Origin of the sequence: Sphaerisporangium corydalis, from assembly GCF_025506355.1 — a bacterium.
Classification (GTDB): domain Bacteria; phylum Actinomycetota; class Actinomycetes; order Streptosporangiales; family Streptosporangiaceae; genus Sphaerisporangium; species Sphaerisporangium corydalis.
The window spans coordinates 1-19,621 of the sequence record NZ_JANZYP010000053.1; the positions used below are offsets into that span (position 1 = coordinate 1).

Annotated in this window: 21 protein-coding genes; 18 read left to right on the forward strand and 3 right to left on the reverse strand. The window is 70.8% G+C overall.

The features are described from left to right. Together NYZ98_RS29460 and NYZ98_RS29465 are read right to left on the reverse strand one after the other, a co-directional pair. Positions 1-1,413: a family 2B encapsulin nanocompartment shell protein gene (locus NYZ98_RS29460; RefSeq protein WP_262846831.1), complete on the reverse strand. Its 1,413-nt coding sequence runs from the start codon at positions 1,411-1,413 to the stop codon at positions 1-3. Between the two features lie 83 nt (positions 1,414-1,496). Beyond that, positions 1,497-2,909: a family 2B encapsulin nanocompartment shell protein gene (locus NYZ98_RS29465; RefSeq protein WP_262846831.1), complete on the reverse strand. Its 1,413-nt coding sequence runs from the start codon at positions 2,907-2,909 to the stop codon at positions 1,497-1,499. 672 nt (positions 2,910-3,581) lie between these two features. Between NYZ98_RS29465 and NYZ98_RS29470 the strand changes: the two genes are divergently transcribed. The 17 genes from NYZ98_RS29470 to NYZ98_RS29545 all read left to right on the forward strand — a co-directional run bounded on the left by NYZ98_RS29470 (position 3,582) and on the right by NYZ98_RS29545 (position 17,696). Then, entirely contained in the window at positions 3,582-5,582 is a 2,001-nt protein-coding gene (locus tag NYZ98_RS29470; protein WP_262846832.1) for an erythromycin esterase family protein, read from the forward strand. A 122-nt stretch (positions 5,583-5,704) separates the two neighbouring features. Beyond that, a complete protein-coding gene (locus NYZ98_RS29475) occupies positions 5,705-6,379 on the forward strand; it encodes a D-sedoheptulose-7-phosphate isomerase (protein ID WP_262846833.1) in 675 nt (224 codons plus the stop codon). Beyond that, on the forward strand, positions 6,376-6,606 hold the full coding sequence (locus NYZ98_RS29480) for a HypC/HybG/HupF family hydrogenase formation chaperone (RefSeq protein ID WP_262846834.1): 231 nt from the start codon (positions 6,376-6,378) through the stop codon (positions 6,604-6,606). The genes NYZ98_RS29475 and NYZ98_RS29480 overlap by 4 nt, the downstream gene beginning before the upstream one ends. Continuing rightward, positions 6,599-7,345, forward strand: a complete 747-nt coding sequence (locus tag NYZ98_RS29485; RefSeq protein WP_262846835.1) for a D-sedoheptulose-7-phosphate isomerase — start codon at positions 6,599-6,601, stop codon at positions 7,343-7,345. Before NYZ98_RS29480 ends, NYZ98_RS29485 begins: the two co-directional genes overlap by 8 nt. Positions 7,346-7,396: 51 nt before the next feature. Then, positions 7,397-8,473 carry an NADH-quinone oxidoreductase subunit B family protein gene (locus NYZ98_RS29490; RefSeq protein WP_262846836.1) on the forward strand — a complete coding sequence of 359 codons (1,077 nt, stop codon included), beginning with the start codon at positions 7,397-7,399 and terminating at the stop codon, positions 8,471-8,473. Positions 8,474-8,491: 18 nt separating this feature from the next. Then, positions 8,492-10,276 carry a nickel-dependent hydrogenase large subunit gene (locus NYZ98_RS29495; protein ID WP_262846837.1) on the forward strand — a complete coding sequence of 595 codons (1,785 nt, stop codon included), beginning with the start codon at positions 8,492-8,494 and terminating at the stop codon, positions 10,274-10,276. After that, positions 10,257-10,862 (forward strand): NifU family protein, encoded by a 606-nt coding sequence (locus NYZ98_RS29500; protein WP_262846838.1) that lies wholly within the window; start codon positions 10,257-10,259, stop codon positions 10,860-10,862. Before NYZ98_RS29495 ends, NYZ98_RS29500 begins: the two co-directional genes overlap by 20 nt. Then, positions 10,859-11,575, forward strand: coding sequence for a DUF5947 family protein (locus tag NYZ98_RS29505; protein WP_262846839.1), 717 nt, complete (start codon positions 10,859-10,861; stop codon positions 11,573-11,575). The genes NYZ98_RS29500 and NYZ98_RS29505 overlap by 4 nt, the downstream gene beginning before the upstream one ends. Then, complete coding sequence (locus NYZ98_RS29510; protein ID WP_262846840.1) at positions 11,568-12,200, forward strand: DUF6084 family protein; 633 nt, start codon at positions 11,568-11,570, stop codon at positions 12,198-12,200. The genes NYZ98_RS29505 and NYZ98_RS29510 overlap by 8 nt, the downstream gene beginning before the upstream one ends. Continuing rightward, entirely contained in the window at positions 12,197-13,624 is a 1,428-nt protein-coding gene (locus tag NYZ98_RS29515; RefSeq protein ID WP_262846841.1) for a hypothetical protein, read from the forward strand. The genes NYZ98_RS29510 and NYZ98_RS29515 overlap by 4 nt, the downstream gene beginning before the upstream one ends. Next, entirely contained in the window at positions 13,621-14,118 is a 498-nt protein-coding gene (locus NYZ98_RS29520) for a hydrogenase maturation protease (protein WP_262846842.1), read from the forward strand. Before NYZ98_RS29515 ends, NYZ98_RS29520 begins: the two co-directional genes overlap by 4 nt. After that, positions 14,115-14,219, forward strand: a complete 105-nt coding sequence (locus NYZ98_RS41590) for a DUF6893 family small protein (RefSeq protein WP_380706385.1) — start codon at positions 14,115-14,117, stop codon at positions 14,217-14,219. Before NYZ98_RS29520 ends, NYZ98_RS41590 begins: the two co-directional genes overlap by 4 nt. Before the next feature lie 75 nt (positions 14,220-14,294). Beyond that, entirely contained in the window at positions 14,295-14,687 is a 393-nt protein-coding gene (locus NYZ98_RS29525) for a hydrogenase maturation nickel metallochaperone HypA/HybF (protein WP_262846843.1), read from the forward strand. After that, positions 14,662-14,913, forward strand: a complete 252-nt coding sequence (locus tag NYZ98_RS29530; protein ID WP_380706384.1) for a HypC/HybG/HupF family hydrogenase formation chaperone — start codon at positions 14,662-14,664, stop codon at positions 14,911-14,913. The genes NYZ98_RS29525 and NYZ98_RS29530 overlap by 26 nt, the downstream gene beginning before the upstream one ends. A gap of 6 nt (positions 14,914-14,919) precedes the next feature. Further along, the gene (gene hypD / locus NYZ98_RS29535) at positions 14,920-16,047 is read left to right on the forward strand and encodes a hydrogenase formation protein HypD (protein ID WP_262846845.1); all 1,128 of its coding nucleotides are present in this window, start codon (positions 14,920-14,922) and stop codon (positions 16,045-16,047) included. Positions 16,048-16,102: 55 nt separating this feature from the next. Then, entirely contained in the window at positions 16,103-17,167 is a 1,065-nt protein-coding gene (gene hypE, locus NYZ98_RS29540) for a hydrogenase expression/formation protein HypE (protein ID WP_316249615.1), read from the forward strand. 142 nt (positions 17,168-17,309) lie between these two features. After that, a complete protein-coding gene (locus tag NYZ98_RS29545; protein WP_262846846.1) occupies positions 17,310-17,696 on the forward strand; it encodes a hypothetical protein in 387 nt (128 codons plus the stop codon). Positions 17,697-17,803: 107 nt separating this feature from the next. Here the strand turns inward: NYZ98_RS29545 and NYZ98_RS29550 are convergent, their stop codons facing one another. After that, a complete protein-coding gene (locus NYZ98_RS29550; protein WP_262846847.1) occupies positions 17,804-18,403 on the reverse strand; it encodes a dihydrofolate reductase family protein in 600 nt (199 codons plus the stop codon). 177 nt (positions 18,404-18,580) lie between these two features. On the opposite strand from NYZ98_RS29550, the gene NYZ98_RS29555 reads away from it, so the two are divergent. Further along, the gene (locus NYZ98_RS29555) at positions 18,581-19,603 is read left to right on the forward strand and encodes an LLM class flavin-dependent oxidoreductase (RefSeq protein WP_456115258.1); all 1,023 of its coding nucleotides are present in this window, start codon (positions 18,581-18,583) and stop codon (positions 19,601-19,603) included. The last annotated feature ends 18 nt before the right edge of the window (positions 19,604-19,621 follow it).

Genomic DNA, 19,621 nt, shown 5'->3' on the forward strand with positions numbered 1-19,621 from the left:
TCAGTGGCCGATTTCGACGTGTTCGAGGATGCCGAGTGCGTCGGGGACCAGGACGGCGGCGGAGTAGTAGGCGCTGACGAGGTAGGAGATGATCGCTTGTTCGTTGATGCCCATGAATCGGACCGAGAGGCTGGGTTCGTATTCGTCGGGGATGCCGGTTTGGTGGAGTCCGATGACGCCTTGGTTCTGTTCGCCGGTGCGCATGACGAGGATCGAGCTGGTGCGGGTCTTGGTGACGGGGATCTTGTTGCAGGGCAGTAGCGGGATGCCGCGCCAGGAGGGGATGGCGTGGCCGTTGAGCTCGACGCTCTGCGGATACAGGCCCCTGCGGCTGCACTCCCTGCCGAAGGCGGCGATGGTCTGGGGATGGGCGAGGAAGAACGCCGGGTCCTTGTAGATGTTGCCCAGCAGCTCGTCGAGGTCGTCGGGGGTGGGGGGGCCGGTGCGGGTGTGGATGCGTTGTTTGAGGTCGGCGTTGTGGAGGAGGCCGAATTGGGGGTTGTTGATGAGTTCGTGTTCTTGGCGTTCGCGGAGGGCTTCGATGGTGAGGCGGAGTTGTTGGTGGGTTTGGTTCATGGGTTGGTTGTAGAGGTCGGCGACGCGGGTGTGGATGCGGAGGATGGTTTGGGCGACGCTGAGTTCGTATTCGCGGGGGGTGGTTTCGTAGTCGACGAAGGTGTGGGTGATCTGGGGTTCGCCGGTGTGTCCTGAGGCGATGTCGATGAGGGCTTCGCCGTGTTTGTTTTGTGGGGGTTGGGGGTGTGTTTGCTGGTTGTGGAGGTGGGTGGCGAGGGTGGGGGTTTGGTCGAGGAGTTGCTGGAAGGTTTGGCGGGTGAGGGTGAGGGTGGTGGTGGGGGTGACGGCTTTGAGGGTGTGTTCCCAGGTGGTGGGGGTGGTGGTGGTGAGGGTGTGGTCGCCGTAGTAGTCGCCGTCGGCCAGGACGCCCAGGATGGTGTGGTCGTTGTATTCGCCGGTGCCGATTTTGTTGGCTTTGCCGTGGGCGATGAGGATGAGGCGGTCGGCGGGTTGGCCGGTTTCGGTGATGGTGTCGCCGGGTTCGTGGTGGTTTTGGGTGAAGCGGGTGGCGAGGGCTTCCAGGATGGTGTCGTCGTCGAAGTGGCGTAGCTGGGGGAGTTCGCGCAGTTCTGGGGGGACGACGCGGATGTCGGTGCCGGTGTTGGTGAAGCTGAGGCGTCCGTCGCCGATGGCGTAGCTGAGGCGGCGGTTGACGCGGTAGGCGCCGCCGGGGGTGTGGACCCAGGGGAGCATGCGGAGCAGCCACCGTGAGGTGATGCTTTGCATCTGGGGTTGTGACTTGGTCGTGGTGGCCAGGTTGCGTGCCGCCGCGGTGGCGAGGCTTTGCTGGGTCTGGCCGTTCTGTGTGCCGGTACTGACGTCGGTTGTCTCGGTCACAACCCACACCACCAATCCCTGTTCAGCGTTGCGCGGTCGTCGCGGTCGTCGCGGTCGTCGCGGTCGTCATGGTCATGCCGTGGTCAGTGGCCGATTTCGACGTGTTCGAGGATGCCGAGTGCGTCGGGGACCAGGACGGCGGCGGAGTAGTAGGCGCTGACGAGGTAGGAGATGATCGCTTGTTCGTTGATGCCCATGAATCGGACCGAGAGGCTGGGTTCGTATTCGTCGGGGATGCCGGTTTGGTGGAGTCCGATGACGCCTTGGTTCTGTTCGCCGGTGCGCATGACGAGGATCGAGCTGGTGCGGGTCTTGGTGACGGGGATCTTGTTGCAGGGCAGTAGCGGGATGCCGCGCCAGGAGGGGATGGCGTGGCCGTTGAGCTCGACGCTCTGCGGATACAGGCCCCTGCGGCTGCACTCCCTGCCGAAGGCGGCGATGGTCTGGGGATGGGCGAGGAAGAACGCCGGGTCCTTGTAGATGTTGCCCAGCAGCTCGTCGAGGTCGTCGGGGGTGGGGGGGCCGGTGCGGGTGTGGATGCGTTGTTTGAGGTCGGCGTTGTGGAGGAGGCCGAATTGGGGGTTGTTGATGAGTTCGTGTTCTTGGCGTTCGCGGAGGGCTTCGATGGTGAGGCGGAGTTGTTGGTGGGTTTGGTTCATGGGTTGGTTGTAGAGGTCGGCGACGCGGGTGTGGATGCGGAGGATGGTTTGGGCGACGCTGAGTTCGTATTCGCGGGGGGTGGTTTCGTAGTCGACGAAGGTGTGGGTGATCTGGGGTTCGCCGGTGTGTCCTGAGGCGATGTCGATGAGGGCTTCGCCGTGTTTGTTTTGTGGGGGTTGGGGGTGTGTTTGCTGGTTGTGGAGGTGGGTGGCGAGGGTGGGGGTTTGGTCGAGGAGTTGCTGGAAGGTTTGGCGGGTGAGGGTGAGGGTGGTGGTGGGGGTGACGGCTTTGAGGGTGTGTTCCCAGGTGGTGGGGGTGGTGGTGGTGAGGGTGTGGTCGCCGTAGTAGTCGCCGTCGGCCAGGACGCCCAGGATGGTGTGGTCGTTGTATTCGCCGGTGCCGATTTTGTTGGCTTTGCCGTGGGCGATGAGGATGAGGCGGTCGGCGGGTTGGCCGGTTTCGGTGATGGTGTCGCCGGGTTCGTGGTGGTTTTGGGTGAAGCGGGTGGCGAGGGCTTCCAGGATGGTGTCGTCGTCGAAGTGGCGTAGCTGGGGGAGTTCGCGCAGTTCTGGGGGGACGACGCGGATGTCGGTGCCGGTGTTGGTGAAGCTGAGGCGTCCGTCGCCGATGGCGTAGCTGAGGCGGCGGTTGACGCGGTAGGCGCCGCCGGGGGTGTGGACCCAGGGGAGCATGCGGAGCAGCCACCGTGAGGTGATGCTTTGCATCTGGGGTTGTGACTTGGTCGTGGTGGCCAGGTTGCGTGCCGCCGCGGTGGCGAGGCTTTGCTGGGTCTGGCCGTTCTGTGTGCCGGTACTGACGTCGGTTGTCTCGGTCACAACCCACACCACCAATCCCTGTAGTGCTGAATGGGGAGGGAGACGAGGGGGTCACGCGCGATGACCCCGGCACCCGCCGTGCGTGCCGGATCATGCGCCCAGCGTGACGCCGTCGCCTCGATGTGCTGGAAAACTGGTGCCGGAAACGGTTGATTCGATGAATCGTGAATGTGCGCCGGCCGCTCGTTGGCGTGTCACCGGCACGCGGGGGAGTTGTGAAGAAAACTCCGAAAAGCCGGTCGTAACGCGTCACGCGAGTTGTCGCCGTAGTCGGGGGGGTCGATATGTATGTGACGGGCAGAACGGGGGGTTGTTCTGCGCTCCGGAGTTCTCGTGGTCGCTTGACTGCCAGCAATTATGCGATCTTGATCTTGAGCTGTCAATTACGGATTTCCACCCCGCGGCCGTCCCGCCAGATAAACGGATTCGCCCGAAAGGGCGGTCGCGAATAGATACTTCACCACAGTTCGGTCTTTACCAAGAGTGAATAAATAAAAGCCGGATTTAGCAGGATTTGGCGCTTGGTATCCGCCCCTCCGGGCACTGGCGGGAAGCCCCTCCGGGCGCAGGCGTACGCTCGAAGTCAACGGCCCAAGCCCGTCCGGGATCCACGTCGGCGGCGCGCTGCCGGCGCGCCGGGGCGGGCGTCTCCGAGGACGTTAGGGGGCCGCCATGTCCGACCGCCTTTTCAACGACCGGAGAGACGCCGGCCGCGCGCTGGCGGGCCTCCTGGACCGCTACCGGGGCCGCAGGGACCTGGTGGTGCTGGCCGTCCCGCGCGGCGGGGTCCCGGCGGGGTACGAGGTGGCCAGGGCGCTCGGCGCGCCGCTCGACGTGCTCGTCACCCGCAAGCTCGGCGTCCCCGGCCAGGAGGACCTGGCGATGGGCGCGATCGCCGGCGACGGCGCCCTGTCGCTGTGCGACGACGTCATCAGGGGCCTGGCCGTCCCGCCGCAGGTCATCGAGCACGTCGCCGGCTGGGAGGGCCGCGAGATCGCCCGGTGGGAGGAGCGCTACCGGCAGGGGCTGCCCGAGCAGCCGGTGGAGGGCAAGGTCGCGATCCTGGTCGACGACGGGCTCGCCACCGGGACCGCCATGCGCGCCGCCGTCAAGGCCCTGCGCCGGTCACACCCCGCGCGCGTCGTGATCGCCCTGCCCGCCGCCTCCCAGGCCGTCTACGAGGAGCTGGCGGTGGAGGCGGACGAGATCGTCTGCGCGACCACCCCGCCGCTGTTCTTCGCGGCCGACGCGTCGTACTGGGACTTCATCGAGGTCACCGTCGAGGACGTCCGGGACCTCCTGCGCGCGTCGGCGCTGTCGGTCCCCCCGAGCGCGGGCGGGCGGCCCCCGTGCGAGGTCGCCGCCATCCGCTCGGAGTCCCTGCCGGTCGAGGGCGGCGTCCCGGCGCCGGAGGTGCTGTCCGATCTCGTGGGCGACGCCCACGTGGTCCTGATCGGCGGGGCCTCCCACGGCACGCACGAGTTCTACGCGGCGCGGGCCGTCATGACCCGGCACCTCATCGAGGAGAAGGGCTTCGGCGCCGTCGCGGTGCAGGCCGACTGGCCCGACGCCTACCGGGTCAACCGGTACGTCCAGGGGCGCACCCAGGACGGCACCGGCGAGGAGGCGCTGCGCGGCTTCCAGCGGTTCCCCGTCTGGATGTGGCGCAACACGGTCGTCCTGGGCTTCGTCCGGTGGCTGCGCGAGCACAACGACCTGACCCTCGGCGGCAACGCGGAGAAGGCGGGTTTCTACGGGCTCGACCTCTACGGGATGCATAGGGCGATGTACGAGGTGATCCGCCATCTCGACGGCGTCGACCCGGCCGCCGCGGCCCGCGCCCGCGAGCGGTACGCCTGCTTCGACCACCTGGGCAGCGGCGACGGCCGGATGAACGGGATCAGCGCCGCCTGCGGTGCGGGCGACAGGTGCGAGGACGAGGTCGTCGGCCACCTGGTGTCCCTGCGCAGGAACGCCATGGAGGAGGCGCGCAAGGAGGGGCTGCTGGCCGAGGACGAGCTGTTCTACGCGGAGCTGAACGCCGCGACGATCCGGTCGGCCGACGAGTACTACCGCTCGATGTTCGGCGGGCGGATCTGCTCGTGGAACCGGCGGGACCTCCACATGGCCGACACGCTCGACGCCCTCCTGGAGCACCTCGGCCGCCGCCACGGCCGGCCCGCCAAGATCGTCGTCTGGGCGCACAACGCGCACGTGGGCGACGCGCGGGCGACGGAGGCGGCGTGCCGGGGGGAGATCGACATGGGACAGATCATCCGGGAGCGGCACGGGAGCGACTGCCGGGTGATCGGGTTCACCACCTACACCGGCACGGTCACCGCCGCCGGCCAGTGGGGAGGGCCGGCCGAGCGCAAGTGGCTGCGGCCCGCCCTGTCCGACAGCGTGGAGGAACTGTTCCACGAGGTCGGGGAGAAGGAGTTCCTCACCTCGTTCGGGAACGCGCCGAGGTCGGCCGACGTGCTCCGTTCGGCGCGTCTGGAACGGATGGTCGCGGCGGTCTACCGGCCGCAGACCGAGCGGCGGAGCCACTACTACCGCAGCCGCCTGCGCGACCAGTTCGACGCCGTGATCCACATCGACGAGACGCGGGCCGTCGAGCCGCTCGACCGGATGGACGGCTGGGGCCGGCCGGCGCCGGATAGCCCGCCATAGGCGGACCTACCAGTACTTATCACACACGATCAAGCCTTTACTCCGGGTTGTCCCGCTTAGGGTGTCGGTTCCGTGCGTACTCCCCGTAGCCTAACGACTACGGTACATAACGGAGCGTACACATGCCTGTGTCATCGACCACCCGCCTGGCGGTCAGCGAGGCCTTCACCCGGCGAGACGCCGCGGGCCACCGGCTCGCGCGGGACTCCGAGCGCATGGCGCGGGCGTGCCGCGAGATGGCGGCGCGCTTCCACCGGGGCGGGAAGCTGATCGTCTTCGGCAACGGCGGCGCGGGCACCGACGCCTCCCACGTCGCGGTCGAGTTCATGCACCCCGTCATCATGGGCAAACGGGCGCTCCCCGCCATGGCGCTGAGCAACGACGCCGCCACGGTCTCGGGCGTGGGCGCCCGCGACGGGTTCGCCGAGGTGTTCGCCCACCAGGTGCGCCACTGGGCGGACCCGGCGGACATGGCGCTCGGCGTCTCGCCTGACGGGTGGTGCGCCAACGTGCTCAAGGGCCTGGAGACCGCCCACGAGCTGGGCCTGCTCACCATGGCCCTGGTCGGCGGGGACGGGGGCGCGATCACGCGGAGCCCGGCGGTCGGCCACGTGCTCGTCGCCGGGTCCGACGACCCGGCGGTGGTGAAGGAGATCCACGTCACCGCCTACCACGTGCTGTGGGAACTGGTCCACGTGTTCTTCGCCCAGGCCGGCCCGCCGGTGTTCTCCACGCCGTCGGGCCCGCACGGCCGGTCGGGTGAGCCGGAGGACTCGGGCCGGGAGGCCGTGCGATGACCGATCGAGTGGACTGCCTGGCCGACGTCTGCCTCACCTGCTCGGACGAGGCCCTGCCCGCCCTGGTCATCCGTCTCATGGACCACCAGCTCGCGGTGGCCGAGATCGGCGGCGTCCACGAGCAGGTGAGCGTGGCGCTCGTCGACGCGGTGGCCGGGGACACGGTCCTGGTGCACGCCAAGGAGGCGATCGCGGTGATCTCCAGGGGGAGCGGCGGACATGGATGACGACCCGGCCTCCGAGGGGATCCACCGCCTGTACCCCTTCCTCGACGCCGGCCACGCCGTACGGGCGGCCCACCCGGAGCTCGCGGAGGAGCGGGACGCCGCCACGCGGGACGCCGCGCACGCGGGCCACGTCAACCGGTCCACCGAGGTCAAGGCCGAGGAGATCGTCCGGCTCCGCGCGCGGGTCGCCGAGCTGTACACCGACCGGATCGCCGAGTGCGCGGAGGCGATGGCGGCCAGGTTCGCCTCGGGGGGACGGCTGTTCACCTTCGGGAACGGCGGGAGCAGCACCGACGCCCAGGAGGTGGCCACCGCCTTCCTGCACCCCTCGCGCGGCCGCCCGCTGCCCGCCCTGTCCCTGACCTCCGACGCCGCGCTGGTGACCGCCCTGTCCAACGACGTCGGCTTCGACGTCGTCTTCGCCCGGCAGGTCTCGGCGCTGGCCAGGCCCGGCGACATCGCCCTCGGCCTGTCGACCAGCGGCGGCTCGGCCAACCTCGTCCAGGCGTTCGAGGAGGCGTGGGGCCGCGGCCTGCTGACCATCGGCCTGGCCGGCTACCAGGGCGGACGGCTCGCCGAGCTGGCGGAGCTCGACGTCCTCGACTACCTGTTCGTCGTCCCGTCGTCGTCGGTGCACCGCATCCAGGAGGCCCAGACGACGATCTACCACGTGCTCTGGGAGGCCACCCAGCACGTGCTCGGGACCGTCCCCGGCTTACGCGGGCGGCACGCCGGCTGACACGCGGGCGTCCGGGCGTTCATCGACACCGACGAGGAGTGGGGAGGCGGCATGACCGCGACGACGCAGTCAGCGAAGAGCGGGGGACAGGGGCAGGAGGAGCCCGTCGTCCACATACTCTGGCTCAACGCCGGGCTGAGCTGTGACGGTGACTCCGTCGCGCTCACCGCGGCGATGCAGCCGAGCATCGAGGATCTGGTGCTCGGCACGCTCCCCGGACTGCCCAAGATCGACGTCCACTGGCCGCTGATCGACTTCAACAGCGGCCCGATGCAGGGCGCCGACGCCATGATCGACTGGTACTTCATGGCGGCGCGCGGAATGCTCGACCCGTTCGTCCTGGTCGTCGAGGGTTCGGTGCCGAACGAGTCGATCAAGCAGGAGGGCTACTGGTCGGGGTTCGGCAACAACCCCGAGACCGGCCAGCCCATGACCCTCAGCGAGTGGCTGGACCGGCTGGCGCCCCAGGCGACCGCCATCGTCGCCGCCGGCACCTGCGCCACGTACGGCGGGATCCACGCCATGGCGGGGAACCCGACCGGCGCCATGGGCGTGGCCGACTACCTGGGCTGGGAGTGGCGGTCCAAGGCCGGGCTGCCCATCGTCAACGTGCCGGGCTGCCCGATCCAGCCGGACAACATGTCCGAGACGCTGCTCTACCTGCTGTACCAGCTCGCCGGGCAGGCTCCGATGATCCCGCTGGACGAGGCGCTGCGCCCGACCTGGCTGTTCGGCCAGACCGTGCACGAGGGCTGTGACCGGGCCGGGTACTACGAGCAGGGTCAGTTCGCGGTCGAGTACGGCTCGCCGAAGTGCCTGGTCAAGATCGGGTGCTGGGGCCCGGTCGTGAAGTGCAACGTGCCGAAGCGCGGCTGGATGAACGGCATCGGCGGCTGCCCGAACGTCGGCGGCATCTGCATCGCCTGCACGATGCCCGGCTTCCCGGACAAGTTCATGCCGTTCATGGACGAGCCGCCGGGGGCCCACGTGTCGGCGACGGCCAGCACGATCTACGGCGGCGTGGTCCGCCGGCTGCGGAACATCACCATCAACACGGTCGACAAGGAGCCGAAGTGGCGGTCCAGGGGCCGCGCTCTGCTCACCGGCTACAAGGCGCCCTGGAGCTGACATGACGACGGAGCTGACATGACGACCGCACGTGAGCAGAACCCCGACCTGGTCGAGATGGCCTGGGATCCGATCACCCGGATCGTCGGCAGCCTGGGCATCTACGCGAAGATCGACTTCGCCAAGAAGGAGGTCGCGGAGTGTTACAGCACCTCGTCGATCTTCCGGGGCTACAGCATCTTCATGAAGGGCAAGGACCCGCGCGACGCGCACTTCATCACCAGCCGGATCTGCGGGATCTGCGGCGACAACCACGCCACCTGCTCGGTCTACGCGCAGAACATGGCCTACGGGGTGCGGCCGCCGGCGCTCGCCGAGTGGATCATCAACCTGGGCGAGTCGGCCGAGTACATGTTCGACCACAACCTCTACCAGGAGAACCTGGTGGGGGTGGACTACTGCGAGAAGATGGTCCGCGAGACCAACCCGGGCGTGCTGCAGCTGGCCGAGCGCACCGAATGCCCGCACGCCGGTGAGCACGGCTACCGCACCATCGCCGACATCATGCGCTCCCTCAACCCGCTCGAGGGGGAGTTCTACCGCGAGGCCCTGATGATGAGCCGGGTCACGCGCGAGATGTTCTGCCTGATGGAGGGCAGGCACGTCCACCCCTCCACGCTGTACCCGGGCGGGGTCGGCACGGTGGCGTCGGTGCAGCTGTTCACCGACTACCTGACCCGGCTCATGCGGTACGTGGAGTTCATGAAGAAGGTCGTGCCGATGCACGACGACCTGTTCGACTTCTTCTACGACGCGCTGCCCGGCTACGAGAACGTCGGGCGCCGGCGCGTGCTGCTGGGCTGCTGGGGCAGCCTCAACGACCCCGCGCACTGCGACTTCACCTACGAGAACATGAGCGACTGGGGTCGCAAGATGTACGTGACGCCGGGGATCGTGGTGGACGGGCGGCTGGTCACCGACGACCTGGTGGACATCAACCTCGGCATCCGCATCCTGCTGGGCAGCTCGTACTACGAGGACTGGCACGACCAGGAGCCCTTCGTCACGCACGACCCGCTGGGCAACCCGGTGGACATGCGGCACCCGTGGAACCAGCACACCATCCCGCGCCCGCAGAAGCGCGACTTCAACGACAAGTACAGCTGGGTGATGTCGCCGCGCTGGTTCGACGGCAAGGACCTGCTCGCGCTGGACACCGGCGGCGGGCCGATCGCCCGCCTCTGGTCCACGGCCCTGTCCGGCAAGGTGGACATCGGGTACGTCAGGGCCACCGGCCACAGCGTGCTCATCACGCTCCCGAAGAGCGCCACCAAGCCGGAGAAGACGTTCGAGTGGAAGATCCCCGAGCGCAACGGGGAGCTGCTGTCCAACGCGCTGGAGCGCAACAGGGCGCGCACCTACTTCCAGGCGTACGCCGCCGCCTGCGCGCTGTACTTCGCCGAGCGGGGCCTGGAGGAGGTGCGGGCGGGGCGCACCCAGACCTGGGAGCCGTTCGAGGTCCCCGAGGAGGCGGTCAGCGTCGGTTTCACCGAGGCGGTGCGCGGGGTGCTGTCCCACCACATGGTGATCAAGAACGGCAAGATCGCCAACTACCACCCGTACCCGCCGACGCCGTGGAACGCCAGCGTCCGCGACACCCACGGCACGCCCGGCCCGTACGAGGACGCCGTGCAGAACACGCCGATCTTCGAGGAGAACCCGCCGGAGACGTTCAAGGGCATCGACATCATGCGCGCCGTGCGCAGTTTCGACCCCTGCCTGCCGTGTGGCGTGCACATGTACCTCGGCAACGGCAAGGAACTACGCAAGTTGCACAGTCCCCATGCCTTCAACACGGCGTGAGCCGCCGGGCGCCCCCGGGCGCCCGGTCCGAGGCGCCGCCGACATCCGCGCCGCAGGGGACCGCGTCGAGACGCTGATCGAGGAGCTGGGCGCGCTCGCCGACCCCGCCGCGCGGGCCAAGGCCGAGGAACTGGTCCGCGGCCTGGTCGACCTGTACGGCGCCGGGCTGGAGCGCATCATGCGGATCGTCGTCGAGAACGAGGCCGGTGAGGTGCTCAGGGACCTCACCGGCGACGAGGCCGTGTCCGGCCTGCTCGTCCTGCACGACCTGCACCCGCTCAGCACCGAGGAGCGGGTCAGCGCCGCGCTGGACGGCGTGCGGCCGTTCCTCGGGCTGCACGAGGGCGGGGTGGAGCTGCTCGGCGTGCACGACGGGGTGGTACGGCTGCGCCTCCAGGGGAGCTGCGACGGGTGCGCGTCCTCGCTGGCGACCGTGACGGGGTCCATCGAGCGCGCGGTGCGGCAGGCCGCCCCCGAGGTGACGCTGGTCCAGGTCGACGGTGTCGCGGAGGCGTCCTCGCCGCTGCTGCAGATCCGGACGCGCCCGCCGGGCCCGTGCCCGGTCCCCGAGGAGGCGGCCCCGTGACGGCCCCCGCAGCGCCGGCCCGCGATCCGGCGACGGCCTCGACGCCCTCGACGGCCTCGGCGGCGGGACCCGGTACCGGGACGCCGGCCGCCGGTCCCGCAGCCGGGCTGCGGCGGTTCCGGGAGCCCCGCCACCCCGGCGTGCCCGGGTGCGAGATGTGCGCGGAGACCCTCGACGACCGGCACGGCCACGCGGTGAACATCGAGAGCCGCGCGCTGCTCTGCGTGTGCCGCGCCTGCGCCCTGCTGCTGTCCCGGGGCGGGACGGTCGCCCGCGGGCGCTACCGCGCGGTGCCCGAACGCTACCTGGCCGTCCCCTCCTTCCGGCTGACGCCCGCCGACTGGGAGGAGCTCCAGATCCCGGTGCGCACGGCGTTCTTCTTCCGCAACTCCGCGCTCGACCGGTACGTGGCCTTCTACCCCAGCCCCGGCGGCGCCACCGAGTCGCTCCTCGACCTGTCGGCCTGGGACCGCGTCCTCACCGCGAACCCCGAGCTGGCGCGGGCGCTGCCGGACGTCGAGGCCTGTCTCGTCGACCGAGGGTCCGAGGGCTTCACCTGTCATCTCGTCCCGATCGACGCCTGCTACGAGCTGGTCGGCGTCGTGCGGCTGCACTGGAAGGGGTTCCACGGCGGGCAGGAGGCGTGGGACGCCATCGACGGCTTCTTCGAGCGGCTCCGCCGCCGCGCCGAGCGGGGGGACGGCCGTGGGTGACATCCGGTTCGAGTGCCGTGACGTGCGCGTGGACCCGTACGCGGCGTCCCCCACCCTGCTGTTCCGGCTGTCCATCACCGAGCCGGACGGGGACGCGGTGCACGCCATCGCGCTCCGGTGCCAGATCCGCATCGAGCCGCAGGCCCGCACGTACGCCCCCGGCGAGGCGGAGCTGCTCGCGGACCTGTTCGGGACCCCCGCCCGGTGGGGCGACACGGTCAAACCCCTGCAGTTCGCCAACGTCTCCCTCCTGGTCCCGAGGTTCACCGGTGCCACCGACATCGACCTTCCGGTGCCGTGCAGTTACGACCTGGACGTCGCCGCCGGCAAGTACTTCGCCTCGCTGGACGAGGGCGAGGTCCCGATGCTCCTGCTGTTCAGCGGCACCGTCTTCGCCAAGGACGGCGAGGGCTTCACCGTGCGGCAGGTGCCCTGGCACTGCGAGGCGCGCCACGCGATGCCGGTGTCGGTGTGGCGGGAGATGATCGACCGCTACTTCCCGGGGAGCGGCTGGCTGCGGCTGCACCGCGACACCCTGAGGGCGCTGCAGCGCTTCAAGTCCGAACGCTCGCTGGCGACGTGGGACGAGGTCGTGGAAGTGCTGCTCAAGGAGGCACGGGGATGAGCATGCCGATGGACACCGCACGCAAGGTGGCGGACGCGGTGCTGTACGAGGGCTACCTGCTGTACCCCTACCGCGCCTCGGCGCCCAAGAACCGCGTGCGCTGGCAGTTCGGCGTGCTGGTGCCGCCCGAGTTCACCGCCACCGCCGAGCCCTCGGCCAGCGTGACCGAGTGCCTGCTCGAACGGTCGGCCAACGCCCTGGTCCGCCTGCGCCTGCGGTTCCTGCACGTCAAGGAGCGCCGGGTCGAGCGCGCCGTGCGGGCCGGCGGCTTCCGGCCGGTCCACCGGCTGGAGTGCGGCGACATCGTCCACCTGACCTTCGACGAGGCCACCGAGCGCGAGGTGGACACCGTCCTGCCCATGCCGCACCTGCTCGGCACCGAGCGGACGGTCGTGGTGCGCGTCCCCGGCGACCGGGCCGAGGAGCCGATCCGCACGGCGTCCGGCGACACGCGGGGGCGCGTGGTGACCGAGCACCAGCCGCTGCGGGCGGTGCTGCGGGTGATGGCCGAGCGACTGCCGGGGCCGTACGGCCTGCTGAAGCTCAGGATCAGGCTGGAGAACGTCACCGGCCCTGTGCGGCCCGACGTGCCGCGCGAGCAGGCGCTGCGGCACTCGCTCGTCGCCGCGCACCTGCTCATCGGGGTGACCTCCGGCGCGTTCCTCTCCCTGACCGACCCTCCCGAGTGGGCGCGCGCCGCCACCGACTGCTGCCGCAACCAGAACACCTGGCCCGTGCTCGTCGGCGCGCCGGGGCACCGCGACGTGGTGCTCTCCTCGCCGATCATCCTGTACGACCACCCCGACATCGCCCCGGAGAGCCCGGGCGACCTGTTCGACTCCACCGAGATCGACGAGATGCTCCACCTGCGGACGATCACCCTCACCGAGGGGGAGAAGGCGGAGGCGCGGGCGACCGACCCCCGGGCCGCGGAGATCATCCGAAGGGCCGGCGACCTGCCCCCCGAACTGGTCGAGCGGCTGCACGGCGCCATCCGCCACCTCGGCGAGCCCGCGACGCCGCCTGCGCCCACGCCGTGGTGGGATCCCTCGGCCGACGTCGCGACCTCGCCGGACACCGACAGCGTGACCGTGGCCGGGGTCGAGATCGCCAAGGGCTGCCGGGTCCGGCTGGTCCCCGGCAGCAGGCGCGCCGACGCGCACGACATGTTCCTCGCGGGCAGGAGCGCGCAGGTGGAGGCGGTGCTGCGGGACGTCGACGGGGGCACCTACCTGGCCGTCACCCTGGACGACGACCTCGGCGCCGACCTGCACCGCTCCCACGGCCGCTTCCTGTACTTCGCCCCCGACGAGGTGCGTCCGATCGACGCCGAGGGGCTACCGATCGAAATCGAGGACGAGGGGCGGGCGGCGGGCGGCGCCGAAGGGGCGCGGACGGCCGGCGGAGAGGAGGCGGAGGCGTGAGGATCCTGGTGGCGGGGGTGGGCAACATCTTCCTCGGCGACGACGGCTTCGGCGTCGCCGTGGCCAGGCTGCTGGCCGGCCGGAAGCTCCCCGAGGGCGTCGTGGCGACCGACTTCGGCATCCGCGGCGTCCACCTGGCCTACGAGCTCACCGGCGGCGGCCACGACTGCGCGATCCTGGTCGACACCGTGTCGCGCGGCGGCCCGCCCGGCACGCTGTACGTCCTGCGGCCCTCCCCGGGCGAGACCCCCGGCACCTTCGTGGACGCCCACGACATGACCCCGGACGCGGTGCTGGCGCTGGCCGACACCCTGGGCGGGACCGGCCAGGTCCTGCTCGTGGGATGCGAGCCCGCGGACGTCTCGCCCGGCATGGAGCTGAGCCCGCCGGTCGCCGAGGCCGTCGGCCGGGCCGCGGACCTGGTCCTGGAACTGATCCCGGAACAGATCGCGATGGCGTCCGCCGTCGCGGGACACGAGGAGGAACAAGCATGACCAAACGGGTGGTGGCGCTCGCGGTCCTGGTGGCGGCGGGCGTCCTTGTCTACCAGTCCATCCCCGACCTCAGGCGCTACATGCAGATCAGGCAGATGTGACCGGGGCCCCGCGCCGCGCGTGCCGACCAGTGAAGAGCCGCACAACGACGACCAGAGAGATGAGGTGGGGTGGTCGTGCATGAGTACGGGATCGCGGAGTCGATCCTCGCCGCCGTCGAGGACCGGGCGGACGGCAGGCGGATACGCCGGGCCCGGGTGCAGGTGGGGGCGCTGCTGCGCGTCGCAGAGCCCTCGATCAACGACGCGTGGGCCATGGTCGCCGAGGGAACGGTGGCCGAGGGCTCGCGCCTGGACCTGGTGACGCTCCCCGTCCGGCTCACGTGCCGGGAGTGCGGGAACGCGGCCACGTCGGTGGACCCCTACGCGGTCTGCCCGGCCTGCGGGTCCACCGACGTCGACACCGAGGGCGGCGACGACCTCGTCCTCGAATCCATCCAGCTCGCGGAGGCGACCCATGTGCCTGGGGATTCCCGGGGAGATAGTGGAGATCCTGTCGGATCGCCCTGATCTCGCGAAAGTCGACGTCAGCGGCGTGCGCCGCGCCATCAACATCGGCCTGCTGGAGGGCGAGGACCTCGCGCCCGGCGACTGGATCCTGATCCACGTCGGCTTCGCCCTGTCGAAGATCGACGAGGCCGAGGCCAAGTCGGCGCTCGACTTCCTCGAAAGCATCGGCCAGGCCTACGAGGACGAGATCGCCGCCCTCCGCGAGTCAATGATCGAACAGGGGTGAGCACCGATGCGGTTCGTCGACGAGTACCGTGACGCCGACAAGGCACGGGCGCTGGCCGCCCGCATCGCCGCGCTGTGCGAGCCCGGGCGTACGTACAAGTTCATGGAGGTCTGCGGGGGACACACCCACACCATCTACAAGCACGGGCTGGAGGACCACCTGCCCCCGGCGGTGACGCTCGTGCACGGGCCGGGCTGCCCCGTCTGCGTCATCCCGATGGGGCGGGTGGACGACGCCATCAGCATCGCCGAGCGGCCCGGCGTGATCATGACGTCGTTCGGCGACATGATGCGCGTCCCCGGCGGGCGGGGGACGTTCCTGGACGCCATGGCCCGGGGCGCCGACATCCGCATGGTCTACTCGCCGCTGGACGCCCTGAAGATCGCCCGGGAGAACCCGGACAAGAAGGTCGTTTTCCTGGCCATCGGCTTCGAGACCACGGCCCCGTCCACGGCCATGACCGTCCTGCGCGCGAAGTCCGAGGGCATCGCCAACTTCTCGGTCTTCTGCAACCACGTGACGATCATCCCGGCCATCAAGGCGATCCTGGACTCGCCCGACCTGCGGCTCGACGGTTTCATCGGGCCGGGGCACGTGTCCACGGTCATCGGCTGCCGCCCCTACGCGTTCATCGCCCGCGACTACGGCAAGCCGCTGGTGGTCGCCGGGTTCGAGCCGCTCGACGTGCTGCAGTCGGTGTACCAGAACCTCGTCCAGCTCGCCGAGGGGCGGGTCGCGGTGGAGAACCAGTACGCCCGGGTGGTCCCGTGGGACGGCAACCCCAAGGCGCTCGCGGTGATCAACGAGGTGATGGAGCCGCGCCCGCACTTCGAGTGGCGCGGGCTCGGGTTCATCTCCGACTCGGCGCTGCGCGTCCGCGAGGCGTACGCCGCCTTCGACGCGGAACGGATCTTCCAGATCCCCGGCGGGCGGGTGGCCGACCCGCAGGCGTGCCAGTGCGGCGAGGTGCTCAAAGGGGTGCTCAAGCCATGGGAGTGCAAGGTCTTCGGCACCGCCTGCACGCCGGAGACGCCGATCGGCACCTGCATGGTGTCCTCGGAGGGCGCCTGCGCGGCGTACTACAACTTCGGCCGTTTCTCCCGGGACCGGGTCAAGGAGGCGACGCGGACGTGACCATCGAGGACGACGGCTCCGGCCGGTTCCCGGGCGACCGGGTCAAGGGGGCGGCGTGACCACCGAGGAACAGGTGCTGGAGCGCATCGAGCGGGCGCGCCGCCGCAAGGCGCGGGTGCGCGAGGAACTGGTCACCCTCGCGCACGGCGCCGGGGGCAAGGCGACGCGCACCCTGATCGAGGCGGTGTTCCTGGAGGCCTTCCGCAACCCGCTGCTGGAGCCCCTGGCCGACGGCGCGGTCGCCGGTGGCCTCGCGTTCACCACCGACTCCTACGTGGTGACACCGCTGTTCTTCCCCGGGGGCGACATCGGCGACCTGGCCGTCAACGGCACCGTCAACGACCTGGCGATGTGCGGGGCGCGCCCGTCGTACCTGTCGGCCGCGTTCATCCTCGAAGAGGGCTTCCCGATCGCCGACCTGCGCCGGATCACCGCGACCATGGCGGCGGCGGCGCGGGCGGCGGGCGTGGACATCGTCACCGGCGACACCAAAGTGGTGCAGCGCGGCAAGGCCGACGGCTGCTACATCACCACCGCCGGCGTCGGGACGGTCGCCCCGGAGGTCCGGCTCAGCGCCTCGGCGTGCGAGCCGGGCGACGCGGTGATCGTGTCCGGGCCGATCGGCGAGCACGGCGTCACCGTCATGCTCGCCCGGGGGGAGCTGGACATCGAGGCCGACCTCGTCTCCGACACCGCGCCGCTCAACGGCCTGACCGCCGCGCTGCTGGACGCCTGCGACGCCGGGCAGGTGCGCTGCCTGCGGGACGCCACCCGCGGCGGGGTCGCGACGGTGCTCAACGAGATGGCCGAGGCGTCCGGGACCGCGATGATCCTGGACGAGGACGCGATCCCCGTACGGCCCGCCGTACGGGGGGCGTGCGAGCTGCTCGGCATCGACCCGCTGTACGTCGCCTGCGAGGGGCGGATGGTCGCCGTGGTGGGCGGGCGGTCCGCCGGCGCGGCGATGGAGGCCCTGCGCGGGCACCCGCTCGGGGCCGGCGCCGCCGTGATCGGGCGGGTCGGCGAGGACCCGCCGGGGCTGGTCCTGCTGCGGACCGCCTTCGGCGGCACCCGGATCGTGGACGTCCTCGTGGGCGACCCATTGCCCCGGATCTGCTGACACGCGCCGGAGACCGACCCCTTGCGGGGAAAAAGCCGGAGACTGACCCCATCGGGGGGAGAAAGCGGGTACGAACCTGATGGGGAGAAAGTCTCGCTCGAAGGCGCCGGAGGCCAAGCCGGCGCCCGATGGGGGTGCCGACATGGGCGGTTCACGACGGTCCGGAGACCAGGGACGCCGGCTGAGCCTGGCCGAGCTGCGCGCCCAGGTCCACCAGGAGGTCGCCACGTCCGGCGACCGGGCGTTCGACAGCCCGCCGCACGGGGACCGGCGGCCCCCGCGCATGGTCACCGAGGTCGAGATGCACGGCGTGTCGCCGACCGACCACGGGGCCAGGTCACCCCTGGGCGTCGGCACCAGCACCAGCGCACGCGCGGAGAAGATCGCGCGGCGGTCGGAGGAGGAGGGCCGCAGGAAGCACGGCACCGAGGGCCCGTCCGGCCGCCCGTACGGCACCTCCACCCCGGAGCACTACACCGGGGTGGGCAGCGGGTCCGCCACCGGAGAAGAGGGCCCCCGCCCTTCCTGACCCGGCCACTCCGCGTCCTGACGGGCCCGTGAGGACCCGGGCACCGCCCGTCAGAATCCGGGCACTGCCCGTCAGGACCCGGCCGGTCCGCCTTCCGACGGGCCCGTTCAGGGGCGGCGGACGCGGAAGCGCAGGTGGGTGACGTCGATGCCCTGGACGACCGACAGCGGCCCCTCCAGCACGGCCGGCGCGTTCTTGATCTGCTCGAAGAAGGGCGTGCCGCCGCCGAGCAGGACGGGGACCAGGTCGACCCAGATCTCGTTGAGCAGGCCCGCGTCCAGGCACTGGCGGGCGATGGTCCCGCCGTTCGCCCCGACCACCTTGTCACCCGCGAGGGCCTTGGCCCGCTCGACGGCGCTCTCGATGCCGTCGGTCACGAACGTGAAAGGCGAGCCCTCGCGCGGCCACCCGTCCGGGATCTCGTGGGTGACCACGACCACCGGCAGCCCCATCGGGTGCTCGCCGCCCCAGGCGTTGGTCATGTCGAAGAGGCGCCGGCCGACGATCAGCGCCCCGGTGCGGTCTATGAGGGCGCGGATGTGCTCCGCGCTGTCAGCCGACATGCGGAACGTCTGCTCGGGGTGCGCGGTCGGCACTTCGACGTCGCCGCTGCCGTACCACTTGAACAGGTGCTCGAACCCCGTCTCGCCCGGGCCGGCGATGAAACCGTCCAACGACATGCTCGCCCCGGTGTGTACCTCGGTCATCACTGCGCTCCTTGTTGTCCGGCGTACTTACGACCCGTCTAACGCGGGTGCCGCGGGGGACTCATCGGTCCCTCGGGAATCTTTATCCGCCGGGTTCGGTGCACCGCCGCGCCACGGTCCGGGATGGGCCGGTGTGTGGGCTCGTCCGGGACAGGGCGGGGTGGCAGAGTTGGGCCGGTGGGGGAGCGGGTGCGGTTCGGGGTGTTCCTGCCGGTGGCGGGATTCCCGGGGTACGGGCAGGGCGAGACGCTGACCGCCGCGGTGGACGCGGCGGTCGCGGCCGAGCGTGCCGGGTTCGACGACGTGTGGATCGCCGAGCACCACTTCATGACGTACGGCCTGTGCCCCTCGGCCACGACGCTCGCCGCGTACGTGCTCGGCCGCACCGAGCGCGTCGGGGTCGGCACGGCGGTGAGCGTGCTGTCCTCGCAGCATCCCGTCGCGCTGGCGGAGCAGGCGGCCCTGCTCGACCAGGTGTCGGGCGGCCGGTTCCGGCTCGGCGTCGGGCGGGGCGGGCCGTGGGTCGACCTGGAGGTGTTCGGCACCGGCCTCGACCGGTTCGAGAACGGCTTCGAGGAGGGCCTCGACCTGCTGGTCGCCGCGCTCGGCCAGGGGCGGGTGGCGGCGGACGGGGACACCTTCCGGTTCAGGGAGGTGGAGTTGGTGCCGCGGCCGGGCCGGCCGATGCGCCCGACGGTCGCCGCCACCTCCCCGGGCACCGCGCGGACGGCCGGGGCGCGCGGGCTCCCCCTCCTGCTCGGCCTGCACGTCGGCGACCAGGACAAGGCCGCCCTGGTGGCCGCGCACGCCGAGGCGGCGCTCGCGCACGGTCACGACCCTGCGGGGGCGGCGCACGTCGCGGCGGGCGTCGCGTACGTCGCCGACACGACGGCCGAGGCGGTCGCGGTGCTGAGGGCGTCGCTCCCGAGGTGGCTCGGGCCCGGACTGGCGGGGCACCGGCCGGTGGACGGGCGCGCGCACGTGCCGAGGGACGCCGGCGAGTACGCGGACCTTCTCTGCCGCCTGCACCCCGTGGGGTCGCCCGGCCACTGCGCGGACACGATGCTCGCCACCATCGAGCGGACCGGGATCCGGCACCTCATCCTCCTGGTCGAGGGCGCGGGCGACCCGGCGCTCACCCGCCGCGCCATCGCCCGGCTCGGCGCCGAAGTGCTCCCGGCCGTCCGCTCGGCGTGCTGAGCCGTCGCCTGGCCACAG

Bases quoted from the DNA above. Each gene is read 5' to 3' on its own strand.
- NYZ98_RS29470 (WP_262846832.1), top strand. From the start codon at position 3,582: ATGTCCGACCGCCTTTTCAACGACCGGAGAGACGCCGGCCGCGCGCTG.
- NYZ98_RS29475 (WP_262846833.1), top strand. From the start codon at position 5,705: ATGCCTGTGTCATCGACCACCCGCCTGGCGGTCAGCGAGGCCTTCACC.
- NYZ98_RS29480 (WP_262846834.1), top strand. From the start codon at position 6,376: ATGACCGATCGAGTGGACTGCCTGGCCGACGTCTGCCTCACCTGCTCG.
- NYZ98_RS29485 (WP_262846835.1), top strand. From the start codon at position 6,599: ATGGATGACGACCCGGCCTCCGAGGGGATCCACCGCCTGTACCCCTTC.
- NYZ98_RS29490 (WP_262846836.1), top strand. From the start codon at position 7,397: ATGACCGCGACGACGCAGTCAGCGAAGAGCGGGGGACAGGGGCAGGAG.
- NYZ98_RS29495 (WP_262846837.1), top strand. From the start codon at position 8,492: ATGACGACCGCACGTGAGCAGAACCCCGACCTGGTCGAGATGGCCTGG.
- NYZ98_RS29500 (WP_262846838.1), top strand. From the start codon at position 10,257: ATGCCTTCAACACGGCGTGAGCCGCCGGGCGCCCCCGGGCGCCCGGTC.
- NYZ98_RS29515 (WP_262846841.1), top strand. From the start codon at position 12,197: ATGAGCATGCCGATGGACACCGCACGCAAGGTGGCGGACGCGGTGCTG.
- NYZ98_RS41590 (WP_380706385.1), top strand. From the start codon at position 14,115: ATGACCAAACGGGTGGTGGCGCTCGCGGTCCTGGTGGCGGCGGGCGTC.
- hypD (WP_262846845.1), top strand. From the start codon at position 14,920: ATGCGGTTCGTCGACGAGTACCGTGACGCCGACAAGGCACGGGCGCTG.
- NYZ98_RS29545 (WP_262846846.1), top strand. From the start codon at position 17,310: ATGGGCGGTTCACGACGGTCCGGAGACCAGGGACGCCGGCTGAGCCTG.
- NYZ98_RS29550 (WP_262846847.1), bottom strand. From the start codon at position 18,403: ATGACCGAGGTACACACCGGGGCGAGCATGTCGTTGGACGGTTTCATC.